This window comes from Micromonospora sp. NPDC005174, from assembly GCF_040608495.1.
Classification (GTDB): Bacteria; Actinomycetota; Actinomycetes; order Mycobacteriales; family Micromonosporaceae; genus Micromonospora.
This window is the reverse complement of sequence record NZ_JBEXIJ010000008.1, coordinates 205,768-228,900: the sequence shown is the minus strand read 5'-3', so window position 1 is coordinate 228,900 and position 23,133 is coordinate 205,768. Positions and strand designations below refer to the sequence as shown.

Genomic DNA, 23,133 nt, shown 5'->3' with positions numbered 1-23,133 from the left:
CCACCCAGCCTGGTCCTGTCACTACCAGGAAAACCGGTAACCCGGATATCGCCGACCGGCCGGGTGACAGTGGGTCGGGTAAGCGTGATCGAGAGATGGGACAGAGATGACCGAGCGAATCACGACGCCATTCGGTTTCGCCTCGACAGCCGACGAGGTGCTCGCCGGAGTCGACCTGACCGGCAAGCGGGCCGTCATCACCGGGGGCGCCGCCGGCATCGGCATCGAGACCGCCCGCTCGCTGGCCGCCGCCGGCGCCGAGGTGGTGCTCGCGGTGCGTCGCGTCCCAGCCGGCGAGGAGGCCGCGAGGGACATCGCGGCCAGCGTCGGCGCGGACCGGGTCACGGTCCGCGAGCTGGATGTGGCCAACCAGGAATCGGTACGCCGGTTCGTCGCCGGCTGGGACGGACCGCTGCACATCCTGGTCAACAATGCCGGGATCATGGCGCTGCCTGAGTTGGAGCGCACGGCCGAGGGCTGGGAGATGCAGTTCGCCACCAACTTCGTGGGGCACTACGCGCTGACCGTCGGCCTGCACGACGCTCTCGCCGCCGCCGGTGGCGCCCGGGTCGTCTCGGTCAGCTCCAGCGGCAACCTCTTCTCCCCGGTGATCTTCGACGACCTGCACTTCGCGTTCCGGCCGTACGACCCTCTGCTGGCGTACGGGCAGTCCAAGAGCGCCGAGGCACTGCTCGCCGTCGAGGCCGAACGCCGCTGGGCCGGCGAGGGCATCCACGCCAACGCCCTGAACCCGGGCGCGATCGCCACCGGGCTGCAGAAGCACACCGGCGGGCTGCGTACGCCGAAGGAGCGGCAGAAGAGCCCGCAGCAGGGTGCCGCCACCTCGGTGCTGCTCGCCGCGTCCCCCCTGCTCGACGGCGTCGGCGGTCGCTACTTCGAGGACTGCACGGAGGCCCCGGTCCGGACCGAGCGGCCCGCCGACTACACCGGCGTGGCGGCGTACGCCGTCGACCCGGGCAACGCCGAGCGGCTCTGGGACGTGGCGGCGGACCTCATCGCCCGCTGACCTGGGAACCCGCCCGAGCAGGGCCCTGCGGATGGTACGACTGGGTCGGCGGGTGACGTCCGGGAAGGGGGGCGATGGCGAGCGCGCTTCCCGGACGGCTGCTCCAGAGGCGGGAGAACCCCCGTCGGACCTCGTTCCTGGAACTCTTCTTCGACCTGGCCTTCATCTTCGCGCTGACCCGGCTGTCCCGGGCGCTGCTCGACGACGCCAGCGTCAACGGGGGCTTCCAGGTCGTGGTGATGCTGGCGGCGATCTGGTGGGTGTGGTTCGTGACCGCCTGGTCGGCGGACTGGTTCGATCCACGGGCGCCGCTGATCGTCGTACTCCTGCTGTGGGTGATGTTCGGTGGCCTGCTGATGGCCGCGGCCGTGCCCACCGCTTTCGACTCGCACGCCGCCCTGTTCGCCGGCGCGTACGTGGCCATCCACCTGGGTCGCGGCGCCCTGCTGATCCCGGCGCTGCGGGGGCACCCGCTGCAACTGCGGAGCCTGCGGGTCGCGATCTGGTTCGCGATCTCCGGCGCGATGTGGTTGGTCGGCGCGGCCGTCGCCCCGGCCCGGGAGGTGCTCTGGGCCCTCGCCCTGGTGCTGGAGTACTCCCTGGCCCGGCTGCGGTGGCCGTTCCCGTGGCTGGGGCGTAGCTCCTGGCCGGACCTCCAGGTGAACGGTGAGCACCTCTCCGAGCGCTACCAGCAGATCTTCATCATCGCGCTTGGCGAACTGATCCTGTTCTCAGGCATCGCCTACAGCAACGCCGGCATGAACTTCGAGAGCACGCTGGCGTTCGCCCTGGCGTTCGTCACCGCGGTGGCCCTCGCCCGGCTCTACCTGGTGCCGGCCGGCTCACGGCTGGGCGCCGCCATCATGGCCGCCGGCCCGCCCGGCAGCAAACTGGCGTTGCTCGCCGGTTACCTGCACCTGGTCATGATCGCGGGCGTCCTGGCCACCTCGGTGGCCGTCGAGATGACGATCGAGGACCCCCGTACCGAGAACGCGGCGCAACTGGCCCTCGGAATCGCCGGTCCCGCGCTGTTCCTGACCGCCCGGATCCTGCTCGCGTGGATGGTCGACGGCAGCCGGCCGTGGGCGCGCCTGGTCGGCGTGCCCGCCATCGTCGTGTGCGGGTTCGCGACCCAGCGACTTCCGCACGTCGCCAACAGCGCCGTCGTCGCCGGCGTCCTGCTGGTGATCGTCCTGGTCGACGGGATGCCAGGCGTCCGGCGGTTCAGCGCCCGGTCCATGCGCGGCGACGGGCCGACGTGATCGAGTTGCGGGTGCACGGGGTGTCGGGGGCGGAGCCCTCGGTCGTCCTGGGCGCAGCGCGGACGCGTCAGGTCGCGGGCGACGACCGTGGCGGCTTCTACCGCCCGGACGGATCGGACGACGACGGCTCGGACGGGTTGACGCTCGAGGCGTACCGCTGGGGTGACCTGCCCTCGGGCACGGTGGCCCGGACGCTCTCCATGGTCCTGCTGCTGCCGTTCATGTTGAGCAACGCCGCGGTGTGGATGCGACCCACCGGCAGTCGCGCTGCCGGGGTCACCGTCCTCTGCCGGCTCCTCGCGCTCAACCTCACAGTGGTCTACGTGGTGTCCATCGCGGGGATCGCCCTCGACCTGATCGCCTGGCGCTGTCTCGGCGCCACACCCTGCCGGGCGCCCTTCGACACGCTGGCCGGGCTGAACGACCGGCCCGTCGGGCAGCGGTTGGCAGTCCTGGCGCTGCTGCCGATAGCCGCCGTGGGTCTCCTGCGGCTGCTCGGCAGCCGACGCCCCCGACCCGTCGGCAATCCGGTCTGGGCCGTGGAGCCGCTGGTGGAACGGCTGCGGGCGATCCACGTCGCCGCCGCGCTGGGCATACTCGATCTCGTGCTGCTCACGGCCCGCTGCGCCGGGGGCATGACGGCCACGACGACGCTGCTGCTGGCGCTCAGCGTGATGGTCCTGGTGGCCTGCGTCGGTCTCGTCGCGGTCCCCGGTCTGCTCGACGGGGCCGGGACCGCGCGGACGGCCACCGTGTGCGCCCGCGCGACCGCCGTGGTGGCGGCCGGGCTGAGCGTGGTGACCCTCGTCCTCGTGGCGACCGACGGGCGGGGCTGGCCGTCGTCGCCCGGCCTCCGCGGCTACGACGAGATCGCCGGTGGCATGCTGCTCGGTCAGATGGCGTTGCTGGTGCTGCTCAGCGGGCTGGTGCTGTGGCAGCACGCGCGCGTCGGTGGGCTCTCGGGGCTGCCGGGCAGTGCGGGCGCGGCGGTCATCGCGGCCATCGCGGTCGGTCTGGCCGGCGCGCTCGCATCCGGTCTGATCTACCAGAGCGGGGTGCTGCTGGGCGGGTACCGGGGTGACGGTGGGCCGCCGCTGCCGTACCGCTGGACGGTGCTGGCCTTCTTCCTGCACGTGGTCGCGGCGGTGCTGCTGGGTGGCGCGCTGACCGTCCTGTCGCGGCGGCGGCGGCGCCGGGCGGCGGCGGCGATCACCACCCGCGACTTCCCCGCGCCACCGCCCGAGGCGACCGGGCGGGTGCGCCAGGTCACGAAGGCCGTGGCCCGGGCGCGGTTCACCGAGTGGTTGGGCCTGCTGGCCGCCATCTACGCGGTGCTCGCCCTGATCGGGCTGGCCACGGCTCTGCTCGGGCAGTTCGGGCGCGAACCGGACGAGGTGGCGCGGCGGGTGTTCGGCCTGCCGGCCGGCGCCGTCGAGATGGGCCTGGTGGGGGGCACCTACCTCGGCGCCGCGGTGGCCCTCACCCTGCTGGTGGGGGGCCTGTTCGCGTACCGCACGGCGTGGTTCCGGCGGCACGTCGGGATCCTGTGGGACCTGGGCACCTTCTGGCCCCGCGCCGCCCACCCGTTCGCGCCCCCCAGCTACGCCGACCGGGCGGTGCCGGAGTTGGCCGACCGGATCGGCCACCTGACCGAACGGCACGCCGGCGTGCTGCTGTGCGGGCACAGCCACGGCTCGGCGTTGCTGGCCCTCGCGGTGCTGCGGTTGCCACCGCACACGCGTCGTCGGGTCGCGCTGCTCACCTATGGCTCTCCGCTGGAGCGCCTCTACGCCCGGCTCTTCCCCGCGTACCTCGACTCGACGGTGCTGCGCCAGGTGGGGGAGCGCGTCGGCTGGCGGTGGATCAACCTGTGGCGGGACACCGACCCGGTCGGCGGCTGGGTCTTCGCCGCGCACCGGCCCGGAGATCCCGCACCGGAGGCCGCAGACCCCGCCGGTCGTGTGGACCGACGGCTGCGGGACCCGGAGCATCTGCTGCCGGCACCGGGTGAACGCCGGGCACCACCGCTGCGCGGGCACCACCCGGGCGAGTCCGATCGCGAGTTCCGGGCGGCCGTACGGGAGCTCGTCGGCCGACTCGGTGGCGCCGGTGCGGTGGAACCACAGTGAACGGGGTTCCGTTCAGCGGTCCTCGGGGAGCCGGTCGGACTCCGCGACCACCGTCCGTACCTTGCGCAGGGTGGCGTCCGGCGCGCGGATGGCGGCCCGCCACCGGTCCAGCGTGCGGGTCAGCACCCGGACGACGAACTGCAACTGGTTGACCTGCTCGCGCAGTGTCCCCAGCTCGGAGCGGGCGTGCAGCGCCTCACTCTCCAACTCGGTGATCCTGCTCTGCAGCGGTTGTACCAGGGTGAGGGCGGCCTCGGTGAGGGTGTCGGCGGCGTCCGCCTTGAACTTGCCCCGCTGCACCAGCACGGTGGCGATGGCGGCCAGACCTGTCGAACCCCCGAGGATTCCGAACACACTGAGCGTCACCTGCACCCAGTGCGGTGCCGCCGGTGCGGGGGAGTTGTTCACGGGACACTTCCCTGTAGCTCTTCGTGGCTCACGCATTCGCAAGCGCGGACCAGGCGGCGTAGGTCGACGGCGAGCTGCGCGGCCCGCCAGAGCGACCCGATCGTCACCGCCACGACGAACGACGCGGCAACCAGGGTCTGCTGGCTCCACAGGGCGACCAGGGCCACCGCGTACATGCCGGTGATCGTGCCGAGCACCAGGAGCGACGCGAGTTCCATGCCGAGCCCGGTGGAGAGCCGCCCGGGCCACAGGATGCCCAGCAGCCCGAACGCTCCCACCGTGATCAGACCGATCTCCCAGGCGACCTGGACCGGCGCGGGCATGGACGACTGCACGGAGGTCGGCCGGACGTCGAGAAGCATCATCAGGATGCCGCAGACGGGTGCTGTGGTCAGGACAGCGACCTCGTACGGCTGGTGGCGGGACCGGATACGCAGATACCTCACGGCGACTCCCTTGGTCGTAGACCCCCGCGTCCGCCGGCGGCCGTGGTCGCTGCCCGGTGGAGAGCCACGTGCGCGTCAGTCCGTAGCCGGGGCGGTGGGGAACGGTCGATGGTCGAGAGGGGGACCGACGTGCCGTCGTTGGTCGCCGATATCTGCCTGTGTATCACCGCTGACCGGTTGGCGTCCACCTGGTGTAACGTCGCATTTCCGCAGGTCAGAGCCCCTTGAGGGGGCGTGGCCGGGCTGCCTGCGGTAGCCCGGCCACGCCATTGTCGCTCGTTACGCTCAGTGTCGGATATCCAACTCGCCGTGGCCACGCAGCGCCCCGACCACCACGGCTGGCGCCTCCTCCGCCATGAAGTGCCCGCAGGTGACCGTCCGGTGCTCCAGTTCCGGGGCCCAGGCACGCCACACCGCCGCCGCGTCGTAGCCCAGCGCGGCACCCCAGTCCTGCTGAAGCACGGTCACCGGCATCCGTAGCTGGTTGCCGGCCGCCCGGTCGGCCTCGTCGTGAGCCACGTCGATCCCCGCGGACGCCCGGTAGTCGGCGACGATCGAGGTCACCGCGTCGCGGGACGCGCGCAGGTACGCGGCGCGCACGTCGGCCGGCAGCGCCTCCGGGTCGCGGGTCCAGACGTCGAGGAAGTGGCCGAAGAACGCGTCCGCGCTCCCGGCGATCAGCTTCTCGGGCAGGCCGGGCGGCTGCGCCATCAGGTACAGATGGAAGGCGACAGAGGCGCTGACGCCGTGCAGCACGTCCCACATGTCCAGGGTGGGTAGCACGTCGAGCAGGGTCAGCCGGCTGATCGCCGACGGGTGGTCGAGGCCGGCGCGGAACGCCACCAGGGCACCCCGGTCGTGCCCGGCCAGGGCGAAGCGGTCATGGCCGAGCGCCCCCGCCAGCGCCACGATGTCGGCGGCCATGGTCCGCTTGGCGTACACGGTGCCGTCGCTGTCCACCGGCTTGTCGCTCTCGCCGTAACCCCGCAGGTCGGGGCAGATGACGGTGTGGTCGGCGGCGAGGTCGGCGGCGACGTGCCGCCACATGAGGTGGGTCTGCGGGAAACCGTGCAACAGCACGATCGGTGGCCCGGAGCCGCCGACGGCGGCGGCGAGCGTCACGCCGTCGGCGACGGTGACGCGCTGGTAGTCGAATCCGTTGATCCTCGGCTGCACGGGTCGGCCTTCCTGGTGAGCGGGTCGGCGCGGGAGATGCCCGTCGCCGTCGTACGTCGTCGAGCCTGCTCGGCGGTGATCAGCGGACGGTCAGCGTCGGATCAGTGCCTGCCGCCTCAGCCGTCCCAGCACTTAGACCGGCGACCTTCGCCATTCGGGTCCGCGAATGTCGCCGGGTAGGCTGAAGCAGTTTCTTGAACAAATCTTGAATCGCCTGGTCAGGCCGGAAATGGGCGACAGCGGGGGACGGTGTCGGTGGAGTTCAGGCTGCTCGGCGAGGTCGAGGCGGAGATTGACGGCGAGTGGGTGGACCTGGGCCACGCCCGGCAGCGCAGCGTCCTGGCGGTCCTGCTCCTCGAGGCGAACCGCGTCGTGCACGTCGACCAACTCCTCGCTCGCGTCTGGGCCGACCATCGCCAACGGCGGGCCGTGAACTCGCTGTACAGCTACCTGTCCCGGCTGCGGTCCTGCCTCGCCGACGCGGACGGCGTGACCATCTCCCGCCGTTCGGGGGGCTACCTGCTCACCGTGGACCCGGTTGCGGTGGACCTGCACCGGTTCCGCGAGCTGGTCACCGGAGCGGGTGCCGTGGACGACGACGAGGAGGCACTGCGCCGCTTCGACGAGGCCCTCGGCCTGTGGCGTGGCGAGCCGTTTCCCCGGCTGGACACTCCATGGCTCAACGAGACGCGGGAGGCTCTCACGCAGGAGAGGCTGGCCGCCGAGCGGGACCGCACGGACGCCGCGCTGCGCCTCGGCCTGCACGCGGCCCTGCTGCCGGATCTGCTGCGGGAGGCGCCGGCCCACCCTCTGGACGAGCGCCTCGCCGGGCAGCTCATGCGCGCCCTCTACCGCTGCGGCCGGCAGGCCGAGGCGCTGGAGCACTACGACCGGCTGCGGCGGGTCCTGGCGGAGGAGACGGGCGTCGACCCCGGCCCCGACCTGCAAGCACTGCACCTGGGCATCCTCAACGGCGACCCCGCGCTGGCCGCGCCGACGACCGGCACGGTCGCGCCCCCTCCGACGCCCCGGCAACTGCCGGCCCCACCTCCGCTGTTCACCGGCCGGGTCCGCGAACGGGCCACACTGTCCGACCTCGTCCCGGGTCAGGCCGAGGACGCCGAGGCCGTCGCCGTCGCGGTCATCGGTGGGACCGGCGGCGTCGGCAAGACCTGGTTGGCCCTGCGTTGGGCGTACGACAATCTGGACCGCTTCCCCGACGGCCAGTTGTACGTCAACCTCCGGGGCTTCGACCCCACCGCCGAGCCGGTACCACCGCCGGTGGCGGTGCGCGGATTCCTCGACGCCCTCGCCGTGCCGCCCAAGGCGATCCCGACCGGCCTGGACGCGCAGGCGGCTCTCTACCGCACCCTGATCGCGGGCCGGCGGATGCTGATCCTGCTGGACAACGCCCACGACACCGAGCAGGTCGCGTCGCTGCTGCCCGGCAGCCCCACCTGCACCGTGCTGGTGACCAGCCGCCGTCGTCTCGGCGGACTCGTGGCACAGGGCGCGCAGGGGCTCACCCTGAACGTGCTGACCGACGACGAGGCGTACCACCTGCTGTCCCGCCGGTTCGGGCCGCGACTCCTCGCGCACGAACCCGACAGCGTCTCCGCGCTGCTGGCCCGGTGCCACGGCCTGCCCCTGGCCCTCAGCATCGTCGCGGCGCGCGCGGCGATGCACCCTGACCTCCCGCTCCGGGCGCTCGTCGACGAGCTGTCCGAGGAGGCGACGCGCCTGGACGCCCTCACCACCGGCGACCTGACCGCCGATCTGCGCGCGGTCTTCGCCGCCTCCACCCGCGCGCTGCAACCCCGGGCGGCCCGGATGTTCCGGCTGCTCGGTCTCGCCCCCGGCACCGAGGTCAGCCTGGGAGCCGCGGCGAGCCTCAACGGCCTGCCCCCGCAGCAGACCCGGCCGTTGCTGCACGAACTGTACGAGGCGCACCTGGTCCACCAGCAGTCGTCGACGCGCTACCGCCTGCACGACCTGGTACGCCTGTACGCGGCCGAGCAGATCGAGAGCGACCTCCCGGACACCCGGCAGGCCGCCCTGCGTCGCATGTTCGACCACTACCTGCACACCGCGCACGCGGCAGCGTGTCTGCTCGACCCGGCACGCGAGCCGATCACGCTCCCGCCGGCGTCGTCCGAGCTCATCCTCGACCCGGTAGCGGACCAGGCGCAGGCGCTGGCCTGGTTCCAGACCGAGCACGCGGTGCTGCTCGGCGTCCTGAACCGGGCGGCGCGGGACGGGCTCGACGCGTACACCTGGCAGTTGGCCTGGACCTTGGAGAGTCACCTCGACGAGCAGGGGCACTGGCGCGACTGGACGAGGACACAGCTCACGGCGTTGCGTGCCGCCCGCCGGCTGGGCGAGCGGCGTTGGCAGGCGTGCTCCCACCGCAGTCTCGGGGTGGCCCACACACAGCTCGGGGAGCTCGACGAGGCACATCGGCACTACCAGGCGGCTCTCGCGCTGTTCGAGGAGCTGGGCGACCCGGTCAGCCAGGCGCACACCCACCGTGGGCTCGGCTGGGCACACAACCAGCAGGACCGGTGGTCCGACGCGCTCCGGCACAACGAACTGGCCCTTGAGCTCTACCGCGACGCCGGACACCGGGCCGGGGAGGCGCTGGCCGTCAACAACGTCGGTTGGCTGCACACACAGCTCGGTGACCATCGGGCGGCACTGGCGTACTGCGAGCGGGCGGTCGAACTCGACCAGGAGGTCGGCGACCAGCATGCGGAGGCGGGCTCCTGGGACAGCCTGGGCTACGTGTACCACCACCTGGGCCGGTACGCGGAGGCCAACGCCTGCTATCAGCGGGCTCTCAAGCTGGTCCGCAACTTCCGGGACCGGTACAACGAGGCGGAGATCCTCACCCATCTGGGTGCGAGCCACTCCGCCGCCGGCGAGGCGGACCTGGCGCGGGACTTCCTGCGGCAGGCGGTGGCCATCCTTCGCGAACTCGACCATCCGAACGCCGATACGGTGGCCGGCACGTTGCGCGACCTCGAAGCCTGACCGTCTCCCCACGGGTCGTCGAGCGTCGGTGTCAAGACTCGTTCAAGATGCGCCCAAGCCCGTACGCCGACGCTTTCTGACGTCCACACCCGTCAGTCAGAAAGTGGGAGAACCGATGAAACTGATCCGGATGGCGCTGGTCGCAGCGGTGGCGCTCGCGGCGTCGGCGCTCGGCGTGGCCAGCCCCGCGTACGCCGCGGGCGACACGCAGCTCGGCATCGACGTCGGCAACATCGCCTGGGAGCAGTACACCTCCACCAACACCGACGTCCAGGCACGGCTGTCCGAGACGTCTACCGAGGACTGCAACTTCTACAGCGGTTTCTGGGCCGACCCGGCGAACGACCGCTACGACGGCACCGCCTCCACGTACGCGAAGTGCGGCAAGACCACCGACGGCTACATGTACCGCGACGGCACCAAGGCCTGGGGGCCGGTGGCGTGGCGCAAGCGGCCCTGGTGCGCCGACTTCGCGAAGTTCGCCTTCTACTGGGGCGGCGCGAAGTACACCGGCCTCACCGCGGCGGCGGGCAGCTTCCGCACGTACGGCATCAACAACGGCACCTGGCACGGGCGCGGCAGCGGCTACGTCCCGCGCAAGGGCGACGCGGCGGTCTACGACTGGGACGGCAACGGCACCTACGACCACGTCGCCATCGTCACGTCGTACGTCGACACCAGCACGGACGGCAACCACTACGTGGTCGGCGGCAACCAGTCGGACGGCGTGACCCACCCGCAGCACAACAACTGGGAATCGTCCGTCGTCGGGTACGCCTCACCCGCGGCGAAGTAGGCCGACGCGGACGACGCCGGCTCCGGGCCCCGCGGCTCGGGGCCGGCGTCGTCGCCCGTTCGCCGTCCGTAGATTGGTGCCATGACCAGGCAGCCGAGCCCACCGGTGGCGGTGACGTTCGGCGTGCTCGGACCGGTGACCGCCACCGCCGGGACGGTTCCGGTCCCACTGCGGGGGCACCGGCAGCGACTCGTGCTGGCCCGGTTGTTGATCGCCCGGGGCCGGGTGGTGCCGGTGGAACGCCTCGTCGACGACCTGTGGGAGGTCCCACCGGAGCGGGCGCTGGGCGCGATCCGCACGTTCGTCGGCGACCTGCGCCGGGCGTTGGAGCCCGACCGGCCGTCCCGGCAGCCATCCCGCCTCCTGGTCACCGAACCATCGGGGTACGCGCTGCGGGCCGCTCCCGACGCGGTGGATGCCGACCGCTTCGAGGCGGCCGTCACTGAGGCCGGGCGGCACCTCGCGGCGGGCCTGCCCGCGCCGGCCCTTGCGGCGCTGGATGCGGCGCTCGGGCTCTGGCGTGGGCCCGCCTACGCGGACTGCGTGGGCGAGGGCTGGGCCGTCGCGGAGGTCAACCGGCTGGACGAGCTGCGCATGCTCGCCGTCGAACGGCGGGCCGAGGCGCTGCTCGCGCTGGGTCGGCCGGACGAGGCCGCCGCCGACCTGCCCGGCCATCTCGCCGGCCACCCGCTGCGGGAGGACGCCTGGCGGCTGCTCGCGCTGGCCCGCTACCGCGCCGGCCGACAGGGCGAGGCGCTGGCGGCCCTCCGCGAGGCCCGCGAGGTCCTGGTGGCGGAGCTGGGGGTGGACCCGGGCCCCGAGCTGCGCCGCCTGGAGGCCGACATCCTCGCGCAGGCCGCACACCTCACCGACCTCCCCACGGTGGCCGTTGCGGCCCAGACCGGAGCCGGCCCCGACGGCGGGCCGGCGTCGCGGCGGCCGTTCGTGGGGCGGGACGCCGAGCGGGAGCGGCTGCGGCGCGCCGCCCACGCCGCCACCCGTTCCGGGCAGCCCACCCTCGTCCTGCTCAGCGGTGACCCGGGCGCCGGCAAGACGGCCCTGGCCGAGGCGCTGACCCGACAGCTCGCCGCCGAGGGCTGGACCACGGCGTGGGGCCGCAGCCCCGAGTACGAGGGCGCCCCGGCGGCCTGGCCGTGGACCCAGATCACCGAGGCGCTCACCGGCTCGGGCGGGACGTCCTCGCTGGCCGGCGCGCCGTCGGACGGCAAAGCGGCCGTCACCGACGGCCCCGGTGACCCCGCCGTCACCGGCGGCCCCGGTGACCCCGCCGTGGCCCGCTTCCGTCGGCACCGTGCGGTGGCCTCGGTGCTCTCCGCCGCCGCCGACCGTAGCCCGGTGCTGCTGGTCCTGGACGATCTGCACCGTGCCGACGGTGACACGTTGGACCTGCTCACCGCCCTGCTCACCGGACCGCAGCCCGCCACCGGACCGGTGCTGGTCCTGGGCACGTACCGGGCCACCGAGATCACCGAGGCGTTGACCGCCGCCCTGGCCCGTGCCGCCGTGCTCGAACCGACGCGGGAGTACCTGGGCGGCCTGTCCGCGGAGGAGACCGGCGAGCTGGCCCGCGCCGTCGCCGGCACGGAGCTGCCCCCGACCACCGTCGCGCTGATCCACCACCGCAGCGGGGGTAACCCGTTCTTCGTCCGGGAGCTGGCCCAGCTGTACGCCGACGAGGGCGGCGCGGCGCTGGAGGCGGTGCCGCCCGGGGTGCGCGACGTCATCCGGCACCGCCTCGCGCAGCTACCCGCCCCGACCCGTACCGTGCTGCGGCAGGCGGCGGTGCTCGGCCGGGACGTCGACCCCGCCGTGCTCGGCGCGCTGACCGAGGACCCGGCGGTGCTGCTGGACGCCGTGGACCGCGCGTTGCAGGCCGGTTTCCTGACCGAGCGGGCACCCGACGGGCGGCTACGGTTCACCCACATCCTGGTCCGCGACACGCTGTACGCCGACCTGTCCGCGTCGCGTCGCGCTGCCTGGCACGCCTCCGTGGCCGAGGCGTTGCAGCGGCACCAGCCCGTCGACCCCGCCGCGCTCGCCCACCACCTGCTGTCCGCCGGCGGGCCGGCCGCCGCCCAACGGGCCGCCGGTTACGCCCGTACCGCCGCCGAACAGGCCGAACGCGACGGCAACCCGCACGAGGCCACCCGGCTGTGGGCGCAGGTCGTCGAGGCGTACGACCGGGCCGGGGGGACCGAGCGGCGCGATCGGTTGAGCGCTCTGCTCGGCCTCGGGCGCGGCCTGGCGGTGACGGGTCGGTTGGCCGAGGCGCGCCGCTACCGCGCCGAGGCGATCGCCGACGCCGAGACGGTCGGTGACCCCCGGCTGACCGCGCAGGTGCTGGCCGGGTTCGACGTACCCGCGATCTGGACCCGCAACGACGACGACCAGCTCTCCGAGCGGATCGTCCGCGCCGCCGACCGTGCCCTGACCGGCCTCGGCCCGGCCGGCTCGGCGCAGCGCAGTCGGCTGCTGAGCACCCTCGCGCTGGAACTGCGGGGCGCCACCGGTGACCGTGGCCGCCGGGCCGCCGCCGAGGCCGAGCGGATCGCCCGGACCCTCGCCGACCCCGGGCTGCTGGCCTTCGCGCTCAACGCGCGCTTCATGCACGCCTTCGACCGGGTCGGGCTGGCCGAGGCCCGGGCCCGGATCGGCGTCGAGCTGGTCGACCTCGCCGCCGGGGGACAACTGGTGACCTTCGAGGTGCTGGGTCACCTCATCCTGCTCCAAGCGTGCTGCGCGCGCGCCGACCGGAGCGGCGCGGACGAGCACGCGCGGGCCGCCGACCGCCTCGCGCAGCGGTACGAGCTGGCGCTGGTCGGTGTCTTCACCGGCTGGTACGCCGCGCTACGTCAGGCGTGGGTCGCTGACCGGCACGCGGCGGCGACCGCGTACCGGAGTGCCGCCCAGCGGCTGCCGACCGACGGCATGCCGGGCCTGGCCCACGGGCTGCTGCCGCTCGCCCTGCTCGGCCTGCGCCTGGCGGAGACCGTCGGCGACCCCGCGACGCTTCCGGCGGGTGACCGGTTGGTGCCCGCCGACGGGCGGCCCGTCGACGGTCTCGGCGGCGAGGACTGGGCCGGCCTGGACTGGGGTCCGCACGAGCCGTGGGTCCGACCGCTGCTGCTCGCCCACTGCGGCGACCGCAGCGCCGCCACGGCGGCGCTGCGGGCCCTCCCGGACGGGCCGCACGACCTGCTGCGGGAGGTGCGACTGTGCCTCGTCGCCCGGGCGGCACTCGCCGTGGGTGACCTTCCCACCATCCGGCGCGTCGCCGCCGCGCTCCGGCCGGCCGCCGCCGAACTGGCCGCCGGCAGCGGGGTGCTCACCGCCGGCCCGGTCGCCGGGCACCTTGCCGACCTCGCCGCCGCGCTGGGCGACGACGAAGAGGCCGCCCGGCACCGCCGGACCGCCCGCCTGCTCACCGCGCGCGTCCGCGCCGCCGACGCGACCTGAGCGCTACCGCGCTCGGCCGGCAGGGGACTTGTCCGTTCCTGTGGAACCGGCCACCGGTGTGCGGTCAGATGGAACCGCCGGCCTCCGCCGTCGGCCGGGATCGAGGGGGTACGCCGTGCAGGGGCTCGTGCTGATCGTGGTGCTGGGCGTCACCGTCCTGATCGGCACCACCCTCGGCGGCCGCTACCGGGTCGCGCCGCCGGTGCTGCTCATCGCATTCGGGGTGCTGCTCGGGCTCGCGCCGCCGCTGTCGGACGTGGTCCTGGAACCGGACCTGGTGCTGCTGATCTTCCTGCCGGCGATCCTCTACCGGGAGAGCCTCACCATCAGCCTGCGGGAGATCCGGGCGAACCTGCCGGTGATCGGGCTGCTCGCCGTGGTGCTCGTGGTCCTCACCATGATCACCGTCTCCCTGACCGCCCAGGCGTTCGGCGTGAACCCCGCCGCCGCCTGGGTGCTCGGCGCGGTCCTCGCGCCGACCGACGCCGCCGCGGTGACCGGTCTGGCCAAGCGGCTGCCCCGCAAGCTCCTCACCACCCTGCACGCCGAGAGCCTGATCAACGACGGAACCGCCCTGGTGGTCTTCGCGGTGACCGTGGGCCTGCTCACCCAGAGCGCGGAGCCGGGGGCGCTGGGCATCGGCGAGGAGTTCGTCGGGGCCAGCCTCGGCGGCCTGGTCGCCGGTCTGCTGGTGGGCGTCATCGTGGTGTTGATCCGCAAGCGGCTCGACGATCCGCTGCGCGAGGGCGCGCTGAGCGTCCTGACCCCGTTCGGCGCCTTCCTGCTCGCCAGCGCGGTGCACGCCAGCGGTGTGCTGGCGGTCGTGGTCGCCGGTCTGGTCCTCGCGTACGCCGGCCCACGGGTGATCCGCGCCCGGTCGCGGGTGCTGGCGTACGCGTTCTGGGACCTGTCCACGTTCCTGATCAACGGTGGGCTGTTCGTGCTGCTCGGCACGCAGATCCCCCGGGCGGTGCGCGGCATCGTCAGCACCTCGCCGCCGCGGGCCGTGCTGATCGTGCTCGCGGTCACGCTCGCCGTGGTGGTCACCCGGCTCGGCTTCGTCTACCTCACGGCGCAGTCGGCGAGGCTACGACGTCGTCGGATGGCGGAGCAGGAGGGCGGCACGTCGAGTTGGCGGGTCGGCACGGTCGCGGGCTGGTCCGGGTTCCGGGGCGCCGTCTCACTCGCCGCCGCGCTGGCCGTCCCGACGATGACGGTCGCCGGGCGGCCGGTGGTCGAGCGAGATCTGATCATCTTCGTCACCGCGCTGGTGATCGTCCTGATCATGCTGGTGCAGGGCACCACGCTGCCGCTGGTGGTGCGCTGGGCGGGGCTGTCCGGCGACCCCGAGCGCGTCGACGAGGCCCGACACGCCCGCCGACGCGCGACCCAGGCCGGCCTGGACGCCCTGCCCCAGGTCGCCGCCGAGGTCGGCGCCGAGGACGAGTCCGTCCACCGTCTGCGGGCCGAATACCAGCGGCACCTGGAGGACCTCAACGAGACCGGCGGCCGAACCGCCGAGGAACGTCGGCTGGAACGCCGGCTGCGTCTCGCCGTCCTCGCCCACAAGCGACAGGAGCTGACCCGGCTGCGCGACAACCGGGAGATCGACGACCTGGTACTCCAGGAGCTTCAGTCGGCGCTGGACAACGAGGAGATCCGGCTGCTGGGGCGCGGACCCAACGACTGAGCGGCGGCAGCTCCCGGCCTGACGCATTCGTGACACCGCCGCACGCAGGAACGGGGCGCTCGGCCAGGTCGTCGACGGGTACGGTGGAGCTCGTTTCGGCGTTCGTCGATGTGCTCGGTCGGTGAGGGGGTGCCCATGGCCACCGGTGCGAGCGCGGCCGACCCGAGGGTGGTCACCGAACGGCAGTTCCTCGACGAACTGGCCTCGGTCACCCGTGAGCGTGTCGCCACCGAGTTCCTCTACCTGATGGCGCAGGACGACGCCGTCATCGGTGTCCAGTGGGAGCAGCCCGGTCTGGACCACCTCCGTCGCTACCGGGTACGCGACGCCTGCCCGCACTGCGTCGTCCTCACCGCCGTGGTGACGCTGGCACCCGTGCTGCCGCTGGACGTGCTGCGTGCCGGGCGAGCCCGACCGCAGTACGAGACGGTCCTGCGTACCGGCCGGTTGCCTCACCTGGCGTTCGCCCGTCCGGCCGGTCCTCCCGGCGCGAGCTGGTTGGGCGACTGCCACGCGGTCGACGGTGACCCGCACTCCGACGCCGACTGCCCCAGGCACGCCGCGCCCCCGCCCACCGGCGACCCGCTGGCGCTGCGCCCCGGGTCGCTGCCCCGGGCCGTTCGGGAGCTGTATCCGCACGACGGCGCGGCGACCGCCGACCTGGCGCAACGGCTACGGATCGCCCAGGACTGGCGCGCCGACGCCCAGGCTGTGGCGAGCGGCATTCGCGAGGCGGCGGCGACCTGGGCGTTCCTGCGCAACTCCTGCGTGTTGGGCGTGCCGGTGCCCGGCGCCAACGGTCTCGTGCTCACGCTGCCACCGGGCCGCGCCCCGGACGACCGGCCGCTCAGCGAGCTGCACGAGGCGACGGTACGCGCCCTGCCTCCCGGCCGGGGTCCGGTGCCGTATCAGGAGCGGGCCTGCCTGCTGCCCGAGTCGGCGTCGGCGACGCAGCGCATGCCGACGTACGCCGGCGCGGTGGACCTGACCGCGGCCGCGCCGGTGCGGACGCTGCGGCTGCCGGCACCCCGCCGACCGCTGAGCACCACCGGCCGGGGCGTGCTGCTGCTCTACGAGGCCCGCCACGCCATGGGCCGGCACGTGGCGAGCGCGCCGGTGCGCGACAGCGCCTACTGGGATTCCGAGGCGGCGTTGAACGTCTTCGAGTTCACCCTGCTGGAGAGGGTCGCCGGGCGGCACTATCAGGAGGCGGTGGCCGCCTACCTCCAGGCGTTGCGGCGCGAGGGCGACCTCCTGGCCCGCCCGCACAAGGTGCTCGACCGGCGTCGACGCAAGGCGCTGTCGCTCGCGTTCGGCGGACTGGACGACGAGGAGCTGCACCTCTGGGCGTCGGTCGCCTACCGCAACGCCATCCTGGAGCTGCTCGGTGATCTGAAGGCGTTCGCCGCACACCTGCGCCACCAGGCCGGCTGAGCGCCGCCGGCCACCTGGGCGACGGGCTCAGAGCACCTGGGCGAGGAAGCGACGCAGCCGGGGATGCTCGGCTCCCTCGAAGATCTGCTCCGGCGGGCCGGCCTCCAGCACGACACCCCGGTCCATGAAGGCGACGGTGTCGGCGACCTGCCGGGCGAAGCCCATCTCGTGCGTGACCACCACCATGGTCATCCCGGCGGCGGACAGGTCGGCCATCACCCCGAGGACCCCCTTGACCAGCTCCGGGTCGAGTGCCGAGGTGGCTTCGTCGAAGAGCATCACCTCGGGTCGCAGCGCTAACGCCCGGGCGATCGCCACCCGCTGCTGCTGACCACCGGAGAGCTGCGAGGGCCGGGCGTCGGCCTTACCGGCGAGCCCCACCAGCTCCAACTGCGCGCGGGCGACCTGGACAGCCTCGTCCTCGCCGAGTTTGCGGAGCCGACGCAGCGCCAATGTGACGTTGCGCAGCACGCTCATGTGCGGGAAGAGGTTGAACTGCTGGAACACCATGCCCACCCGCTGGCGCAGCGCGTCCGGGTCGTCGCGCAGCACGCTGCGCCCGTCCAGCAGGACGTCGCCGCGGTCCGGCTCGATCAGTCGGTTGAGCGTACGCAGCAGAGTGGACTTGCCCGAACCGGACGGGCCGATCACGCAGGCCGTCGCGCCGCGTGGCACGCTGAGGTCGACGCCGCGCAGCACGCGATTCGACCCGAAGGCCAGGTGGACGTCACGCGCGTCGACGCTGACCGAGGTGGTGGTCGCGGTGGTGGTCATCGCCGGTCTCCTTCCTGGATGCCAGTCAGCGCTGGGTCGTCCTCGTCCTCGTCGTCCGCGGGTGCGGTGGTGGGCCGGCCGTGGCGCAACCGCCGGTCGATCGCGTTGACGACGTGCGTCAGCGGGACGGTCAACGCCAGGTAGAACAGACCCGCCAGCAGCAGCGCGGACTCGTTGCCGGTGGTGGCCGCGTAATCCTGCCCGATGCGGAACAACTCCCGCTGGCTGGCCACCAGACCGAGGAAGTACACCAGGCTGGAGTCCTTGATCAGCGCGATGAGCTGGTTGACCCAGGCGGGCAGCACCCGCCGGATGCCCTGCGGGATGATCACCAGCCGCATCGCGTCGGCCCAGGAGAAGCCGAGCGCCCGCGCGCCCTCCAACTGCGCTGCCTCCACCGACTGGATGCCGGAGCGGAAGATCTCCCCGATGTACGCGGCGGCGATCAGTGACAGCGCGAGGATGCCCAGCGGGTACGGTTCCGGTCCCCAGACCTGCATGCCCAGCGGGGCCAGCCCGACGCCGATCAGCAGGATCGTCGCCGCGGCCGGCAGCCCCCGGAACACGTCGGTGTAGACCCGCGCGGGCCAGCGCAGCCACCGACTACGGGAGATGCCGGCCACGGCCAGCAGCAGACCCAGCACCGTGCCGAGCAGGGCGGCGGAGACGGCCAGGATCAGGGTGTTGGGCAGCCCGACGGTCAGCATCTCGGGCAGCGCCTCGCGCATCGCGTCGGCGTCGAAGAACGTCTCCCACAGGGTGCTCAACGGATCCATCGTTCGCCTCTCCTACCGTCCCGCTCGCTCGTCACCGCTTGTCGCTCAGGACGCCGTCGAGGCGGACGGCTGCGCCGACCCGGACGGCGTGGCCGGGGCCGCCGCCTTGCCGCTGCCCGGGGTGAAGTCGGCCGGGATCGGTCGCCCCGGGTAGTACTGGGCCTGCAACCGGCTCCACGTGCCGTCGGCGATCACCTCGTCGAGGCCCTTGTTCAGCGCCTCGCGCAGCTTGTCGCCACCCTTGGCGACGGCGTACGCGGTCGGGGCGGGGCTGAGCTCCTTGGCCGCCACAGTGATCTTGCCGTTGCTGTCGGCGGCCGACTTCTCGCCGATCTCGGCCGGTGCGATCCAGGCGTCGGCGGTGCCCGCCTTGAGCTGGTTGATCGCGCCGTTGTAGTCCGGTACACGCACCGGGTCGAGCTGCTTGCCGGTGGCGTAGTCGTCCTGGACGGTGCCCTGCACCACCACGACCCGCTTGCCGGCGAGCTGGTCGAACCCGGTGATCGGTGAACCGGCCGGGACGTCCAGGCCGAAGTAGCCGAAGTCGTACCCGTTGCCGAAGTCGACGGTTTTCTTGCGCGCCTCGGTGATGGTGATCGAGGAGCTGCCGACGTCGAACTTGTGGTTGTTGACCTGGGACAGCAGCGCGGAGAAGTCGGTACCGACGAACTCGACCCGCAGGCCGAGCTTGCCGGCCACGGCGGTCAGCAGGTCGTTGTCGAAGCCGGTGAACTTACCGTCCTTGAGGTACACGTTGGGCGGCGCGTCGGTCAGCGTGCCGGCCCGCAGCACACCCGGCTGCGCCAAACCGTAGGGGTTGCTGCCACCACTACCCGCCGCCGAGCCACCACCCCCACCCCCGCAGCCACTCAACCCACCAGCAACAAGAACCGCGCCAACAACAACAAATCGACCAAGAAAACGCACAGTCATCTCCAAAAAAACAGGTCGACCCCGTCGATCATGAAGTTGTTGCCCCGACACGCCGGTCGGACGGGCAACAACTTCATGATCGACGCGAGGGGTCGCGCGGATGGGTGGGTGCCCGGGAGGCGGGCGAGAGGGGAGGGGTTAGCGCTTCAGGCGGCGGTACACGCCGCGCTGCGCATTCGCATCAGGTCCACGTGCCGACGCCGGGTCAGGGCCGGCATGCGCCGGACGGCCGGTGGCGTGAGGCTGAGGATGTGCATGAGGTCTCCCGGGTCTTGGTGCTGACCTGGGTGCCAGGCCACGCTTGCACCGACGTCCTGCCGGTGCCTGGTCTTCACCCGGGGCACCCCACCGCGGAGGAGGGTTGCCGGCCAGCGAGCCGGGGCTTGTCGCTGGCGCTCATGACCTGCGCCGAGGCTAGCAGCAGCCACCGGTCGGTCGTCCAGCCGATATGACCACGCTCACCAGCCCTGGCCTGCGCCCGACGAGCAGGTCAACCTGCGTGCACGTGCGGCCGGCGCGTCTGGTCCGGCTCCTGGCGGCGCAGGATCTCCCGGGTGACCGAGGCGATCTCGCCCTGCCCGAACGCCAGGTAGCGCAGCACGTTGCGGGCCGGGCCGCCCTCGGTCCACTCGAAGTAGATGTGCGGGCGTCGCGCGCTGCGGTCGCGGATCTCCAGCAGCAGCGCGGCCAGCGCGTTGGGCACCGAGGAACTGGCCAGGCTGAGCACCGGGAAGCGGTCGTGCGCCACGCTGCCACGCACCAGCAATCCGGTCTCGAAGTCCGACGGATCGGTGACCCGGACCTCGACGAAGATCACGTCGCTGTCGTCGGGGAAGTCGTTGTCCGCCATGGTCTGGGCCAGCTTGTCGCGGTACTCCGTCAGGTCGCGGCGCTCCGGCTCGTGCGCGATCAGGCGGATGCGACGTCCGGCGCGCTCGTCGATCATGCCGGTCGCCACCTCGTCGAGCTCGACGTGGTCGACCCGCAGCTCGAACGCCCGCAGCACGCGTGACAGCGCCGACACCACGATCATCGCGCCGATGAAACAGGCGGCGATCTTCACACCGTCGGGACGCTGCACCACGTTCGCCACGGTGGTGTAGACGAACACCACGGCGATGACCCCGAACGCGACCGCGCGACCGCGCTGACGCCGCCGCCGCGCCGCGAGCGTCACGGCCGTCGCCGCCGAGGTGATCAACACCAGGACCCCGGTCGCGTACGCGCCGCCCTGCGCGTCGACGCTGGCGGAGAAGACGACCGTGATCAGGAACGCCACCCCGGTGAACACCAGCACCAGCGGCCGGACCGCGCGGGCCCACGTCGGCGCCATGCCGTAGCGGGGCAGATACCGGGGTACGAGGTTGAGCAGCCCGGCCATCGCGGACGCCCCCGCGAACCAGAGGATTCCGATGGTGGAGAGGTCGTAGACCGTGCCGAACACCCCTCCGAGGTGCTGGTGGGCCAGGTAGGCCAACGCCCGGCCGTTGGCGGCCCCGCTCGGCTGGAACGCCTCGGGCGGGATCAGCACGGTGGTGGTGACGCTGCTGGTGATCAGGAAGACGCTCATCGTCGCGGCGGCGGTGGTGAGCAACCGCCGCGCGCCCCGGATGCGGCCCAGCGGCCGATCCTCCGAGTCCTGGCGGTCCCCCCGGATGTGCGGCATCACCGCCACCCCGGTCTCGAAGCCGGACAGGCCCAGCGCCAGCTTCGGGAACACCAGCAGGGACAGCGCGACGACCATCAGCGGGTCGCCGTGCCCGGCGCGCAGCGCGGTGCTCCAGTCCCCGACCGCGCTGGGGTGGTTCACCACCCGCCACAGCGCGTCGGCGATCACCACCGCGTTCAGCGACAGGTAGACCGCGACGAGGACGACGGCGATCCCGATGGCCTCGCCGAACCCCTTGAGGAACACCGCGCCGAGCAGGGCCACGAGCAGCAGCGTGAGCACGACCTCGTGACCCTTGAGCCCGCCGGGCAGGAACGGGTTCTCGTCGATGTGGGCGGTCGCGTCGGCCGCGGACAGGGTGATGGTGATGATGAAGTCGGTGGCCGCGAAGCCCAGCAGCACCAGCACGAACAGCTTGCCCGGCCAGTAGCTGAGCAGGCGTACGAGCATCGCGATCGAGCCCTCACCGTGCGGGCTCTCCACCGCCACCCGACGGTAGACCGGCAGCGCGCCCAGCACGGTGACCAGCACCAGCACCAGCGTCGCCACCGGCGAGAGCGCCCCGGCCGCCAACGCCGCGATGCCCGGCTGGTAGCCCAGCGTCGAGAAGTAGTCGACGCCGGTCAGGCACATCACCTTCCACCACGGGTGGTGCCGCTCCTCCCGTGGTCGCACGTGCAGGCCCTGCGGCACGGGCTGCTGCGACTCGTCGGCGAGCAGCCAGCGCCGTACCCGGTCGGTCCGCCGGCCGGCACGCCTGTCCACCTCCACCGGCGTCACCCCCGTCCCGCCCATGGTCACCGCGAGTATCCGCCGTCCGGTCGACGTCCGTCCGGCGGTGCGCGGAACCCGCCCGCCGCGAGTACCGGCCCCGGCGGCGCGCCGAGGGTTTCGGGCTGGGAGCACGGGGGAAGCAGCGCCCCCGTCCCCAACCCCGGGCCGGGCAGCGCCGGGAGGGGGCGGGCTCGTGGTCGGTGGCCGCCGCTTCCGCCGAGGCGACGGCTTCGGCCGCCAGCTCGACGAGCACGAGACCCGGGTCGGGGCCGTGACGCCGCCGCAACCGGGAAGCTCGTCCGCCGGCGGGCTGGTGGACAGCGCCGTCTACATCCGGGGACACCGGTACGCCTCGCCGGCCGGCCTCGCCGAGACGTACTCCTGTCTCCAGGCGCAGGACGACGCGATGGCCTGGATCGGGTTGTACCGGCCCGACATCGACCAGATCTCGTCGCTGGCGCGCGAGTTCCGCCTGCACGACCTGGCGGTGGAGGACGCGATCAACGCCCACCAGCGGCCCAAGCTGGAACGGTACGGACACACGCTCTTCGTGGTGCTGCGCGCCGCCCGCTACGACGACCTGCGGGAGGAGGTCGAGTTCTCCGAGCTGCACCTGTTCATCGGCCCCGGCTTCGTGGTCACTGTCCGGCACGGGGAGGCCCCCGACCTGGCCGCGGTACGACGCCGCATGGAAGCCGATTCCGCGATGCTCGCCCGAGGCCCCGAGGCGGTGCTGTACGCGATCCTGGATCAGGTCGTCGACGGGTACGCGCCGGTGGTCGCCGGGTTGGAGAACGACATCGACGAGATCGAGACCCAGGTCTTCGGGGGTGACCCGAACGCGAGCCGGCGCATCTACGGTCTCAGCCGGGAGGTCATCGAGTTCCAGCGGGCCGCCCGTCCGCTACTCGGCATCCTCGACGCGTTGGCGGCGGGAGCCGGCAACTACGGCACCGACGAGGAACTGCGCCGCTACCTGCGGGACGTCACCGACCACCTCACCCAGGTGGTGGAGCGGGTCGACGGGTTCCGGCACCTGCTGCAGAACATCCTCACCGTCAACGCGACACTTGTCTCGCAGCAGCAGAACGAGGAGATGCGCAGCCTCACGGCGGCCAGCTACGCGCAGAACGAGGAGCTGAAGAAGGTCTCCTCGTGGGCCGCGATCCTGTTCGCCCCCACCCTGATCGGCACGGTGTACGGCATGAACTTCGTCCACATGCCCGAGTTGAACTGGCGTTTCGGCTACCTGTTCGCGCTGCTGCTCATGGTGCTGGTGTGCGGAACCCTCTACCTGGTCTTCAAGCGCCGCGGCTGGCTCTGAACGACGCT

Annotated in this window: 16 protein-coding genes and 1 riboswitch; of the genes, 9 read left to right on the top strand and 7 right to left on the bottom strand. The window is 72.7% G+C overall.

Annotation, left to right across the window (positions count from 1 at the left end; translation table 11 throughout):
• The first annotated feature begins 106 nt into the window (after window positions 1–106).
• The 3 genes from ABZU91_RS12630 (at window position 107) to ABZU91_RS12620 (ending at window position 4,418) form a co-directional block, all read left to right on the top strand.
• A complete protein-coding gene (locus tag ABZU91_RS12630) occupies window positions 107–1,027 on the top strand; it encodes an SDR family NAD(P)-dependent oxidoreductase (protein ID WP_355238213.1) in 921 nt (306 codons plus the stop codon).
• A gap of 74 nt (window positions 1,028–1,101) precedes the next feature.
• Window positions 1,102–2,289 (top strand): low temperature requirement protein A, encoded by a 1,188-nt coding sequence (locus ABZU91_RS12625; RefSeq protein WP_355238210.1) that lies wholly within the window; start codon window positions 1,102–1,104, stop codon window positions 2,287–2,289.
• Complete coding sequence (locus ABZU91_RS12620) at window positions 2,286–4,418, top strand: hypothetical protein (RefSeq protein WP_355238207.1); 2,133 nt, start codon at window positions 2,286–2,288, stop codon at window positions 4,416–4,418. Before ABZU91_RS12625 ends, ABZU91_RS12620 begins: the two co-directional genes overlap by 4 nt.
• 12 nt (window positions 4,419–4,430) lie before the next feature.
• On the opposite strand, the gene ABZU91_RS12615 is transcribed toward ABZU91_RS12620, so the two are convergent.
• From ABZU91_RS12615 to ABZU91_RS12605, 3 genes are all read right to left on the bottom strand, one after another.
• Window positions 4,431–4,826, bottom strand: coding sequence for a hypothetical protein (locus ABZU91_RS12615; RefSeq protein WP_355238204.1), 396 nt, complete (start codon window positions 4,824–4,826; stop codon window positions 4,431–4,433).
• The gene (locus ABZU91_RS12610) at window positions 4,823–5,272 is read right to left on the bottom strand and encodes a hypothetical protein (RefSeq protein ID WP_355238201.1); all 450 of its coding nucleotides are present in this window, start codon (window positions 5,270–5,272) and stop codon (window positions 4,823–4,825) included. Before ABZU91_RS12610 ends, ABZU91_RS12615 begins: the two co-directional genes overlap by 4 nt.
• Before the next feature lie 285 nt (window positions 5,273–5,557).
• Window positions 5,558–6,448 (bottom strand): alpha/beta hydrolase, encoded by an 891-nt coding sequence (locus ABZU91_RS12605; RefSeq protein WP_355238198.1) that lies wholly within the window; start codon window positions 6,446–6,448, stop codon window positions 5,558–5,560.
• A gap of 255 nt (window positions 6,449–6,703) precedes the next feature.
• Between ABZU91_RS12605 and ABZU91_RS12600 the strand changes: the two genes are divergently transcribed.
• The 5 genes from ABZU91_RS12600 (at window position 6,704) to ABZU91_RS12580 (ending at window position 16,875) form a co-directional block, all read left to right on the top strand.
• Window positions 6,704–9,478 carry a BTAD domain-containing putative transcriptional regulator gene (locus ABZU91_RS12600; protein WP_355238195.1) on the top strand — a complete coding sequence of 925 codons (2,775 nt, stop codon included), beginning with the start codon at window positions 6,704–6,706 and terminating at the stop codon, window positions 9,476–9,478.
• A gap of 115 nt (window positions 9,479–9,593) precedes the next feature.
• Window positions 9,594–10,274, top strand: coding sequence for a CHAP domain-containing protein (locus tag ABZU91_RS12595; RefSeq protein ID WP_355238192.1), 681 nt, complete (start codon window positions 9,594–9,596; stop codon window positions 10,272–10,274).
• Between the two features lie 81 nt (window positions 10,275–10,355).
• Window positions 10,356–13,751 (top strand): BTAD domain-containing putative transcriptional regulator, encoded by a 3,396-nt coding sequence (locus ABZU91_RS12590; protein WP_355238189.1) that lies wholly within the window; start codon window positions 10,356–10,358, stop codon window positions 13,749–13,751.
• Window positions 13,752–13,866: 115 nt separating this feature from the next.
• Complete coding sequence (locus tag ABZU91_RS12585; RefSeq protein WP_355238186.1) at window positions 13,867–15,441, top strand: Na+/H+ antiporter; 1,575 nt, start codon at window positions 13,867–13,869, stop codon at window positions 15,439–15,441.
• Between the two features lie 135 nt (window positions 15,442–15,576).
• Window positions 15,577–16,875, top strand: a complete 1,299-nt coding sequence (locus ABZU91_RS12580; RefSeq protein ID WP_355238183.1) for a hypothetical protein — start codon at window positions 15,577–15,579, stop codon at window positions 16,873–16,875.
• A gap of 27 nt (window positions 16,876–16,902) precedes the next feature.
• On the opposite strand, the gene ABZU91_RS12575 is transcribed toward ABZU91_RS12580, so the two are convergent.
• From ABZU91_RS12575 to ABZU91_RS12560, 4 genes are all read right to left on the bottom strand, one after another.
• Window positions 16,903–17,649 carry an amino acid ABC transporter ATP-binding protein gene (locus ABZU91_RS12575; protein ID WP_355238180.1) on the bottom strand — a complete coding sequence of 249 codons (747 nt, stop codon included), beginning with the start codon at window positions 17,647–17,649 and terminating at the stop codon, window positions 16,903–16,905.
• Entirely contained in the window at window positions 17,646–18,425 is a 780-nt protein-coding gene (locus tag ABZU91_RS12570) for an amino acid ABC transporter permease (protein ID WP_355238177.1), read from the bottom strand. The genes ABZU91_RS12575 and ABZU91_RS12570 overlap by 4 nt, the downstream gene beginning before the upstream one ends.
• 45 nt (window positions 18,426–18,470) lie before the next feature.
• Window positions 18,471–19,232 carry an ABC transporter substrate-binding protein gene (locus ABZU91_RS12565; RefSeq protein WP_355238174.1) on the bottom strand — a complete coding sequence of 254 codons (762 nt, stop codon included), beginning with the start codon at window positions 19,230–19,232 and terminating at the stop codon, window positions 18,471–18,473.
• Between the two features lie 418 nt (window positions 19,233–19,650).
• A riboswitch (SAM riboswitch) is annotated at window positions 19,651–19,762 on the bottom strand.
• Between the two features lie 86 nt (window positions 19,763–19,848).
• Window positions 19,849–21,822, bottom strand: coding sequence for an amino acid transporter (locus tag ABZU91_RS12560; protein WP_355238311.1), 1,974 nt, complete (start codon window positions 21,820–21,822; stop codon window positions 19,849–19,851).
• Between the two features lie 172 nt (window positions 21,823–21,994).
• Between ABZU91_RS12560 and corA the strand changes: the two genes are divergently transcribed.
• Window positions 21,995–23,125, top strand: a complete 1,131-nt coding sequence (gene corA / locus ABZU91_RS12555) for a magnesium/cobalt transporter CorA (protein ID WP_355238171.1) — start codon at window positions 21,995–21,997, stop codon at window positions 23,123–23,125.
• The last annotated feature ends 8 nt before the right edge of the window (window positions 23,126–23,133 follow it).

Excerpts from the sequence above, each read along its gene's own strand:
- ABZU91_RS12625 (WP_355238210.1), top strand. The coding sequence starts at position 1,102 with ATGGCGAGCGCGCTTCCCGGACGGCTGCTCCAGAGGCGGGAGAACCCC.
- ABZU91_RS12580 (WP_355238183.1), top strand. The coding sequence starts at position 15,577 with ATGGCCACCGGTGCGAGCGCGGCCGACCCGAGGGTGGTCACCGAACGG.
- ABZU91_RS12595 (WP_355238192.1), top strand. The coding sequence starts at position 9,594 with ATGAAACTGATCCGGATGGCGCTGGTCGCAGCGGTGGCGCTCGCGGCG.
- ABZU91_RS12575 (WP_355238180.1), bottom strand. The coding sequence starts at position 17,649 with ATGACCACCACCGCGACCACCACCTCGGTCAGCGTCGACGCGCGTGAC.
- ABZU91_RS12570 (WP_355238177.1), bottom strand. The coding sequence starts at position 18,425 with ATGGATCCGTTGAGCACCCTGTGGGAGACGTTCTTCGACGCCGACGCG.
- ABZU91_RS12560 (WP_355238311.1), bottom strand. The coding sequence starts at position 21,822 with ATGGGCGGGACGGGGGTGACGCCGGTGGAGGTGGACAGGCGTGCCGGC.
- ABZU91_RS12590 (WP_355238189.1), top strand. The coding sequence starts at position 10,356 with ATGACCAGGCAGCCGAGCCCACCGGTGGCGGTGACGTTCGGCGTGCTC.
- ABZU91_RS12630 (WP_355238213.1), top strand. The coding sequence starts at position 107 with ATGACCGAGCGAATCACGACGCCATTCGGTTTCGCCTCGACAGCCGAC.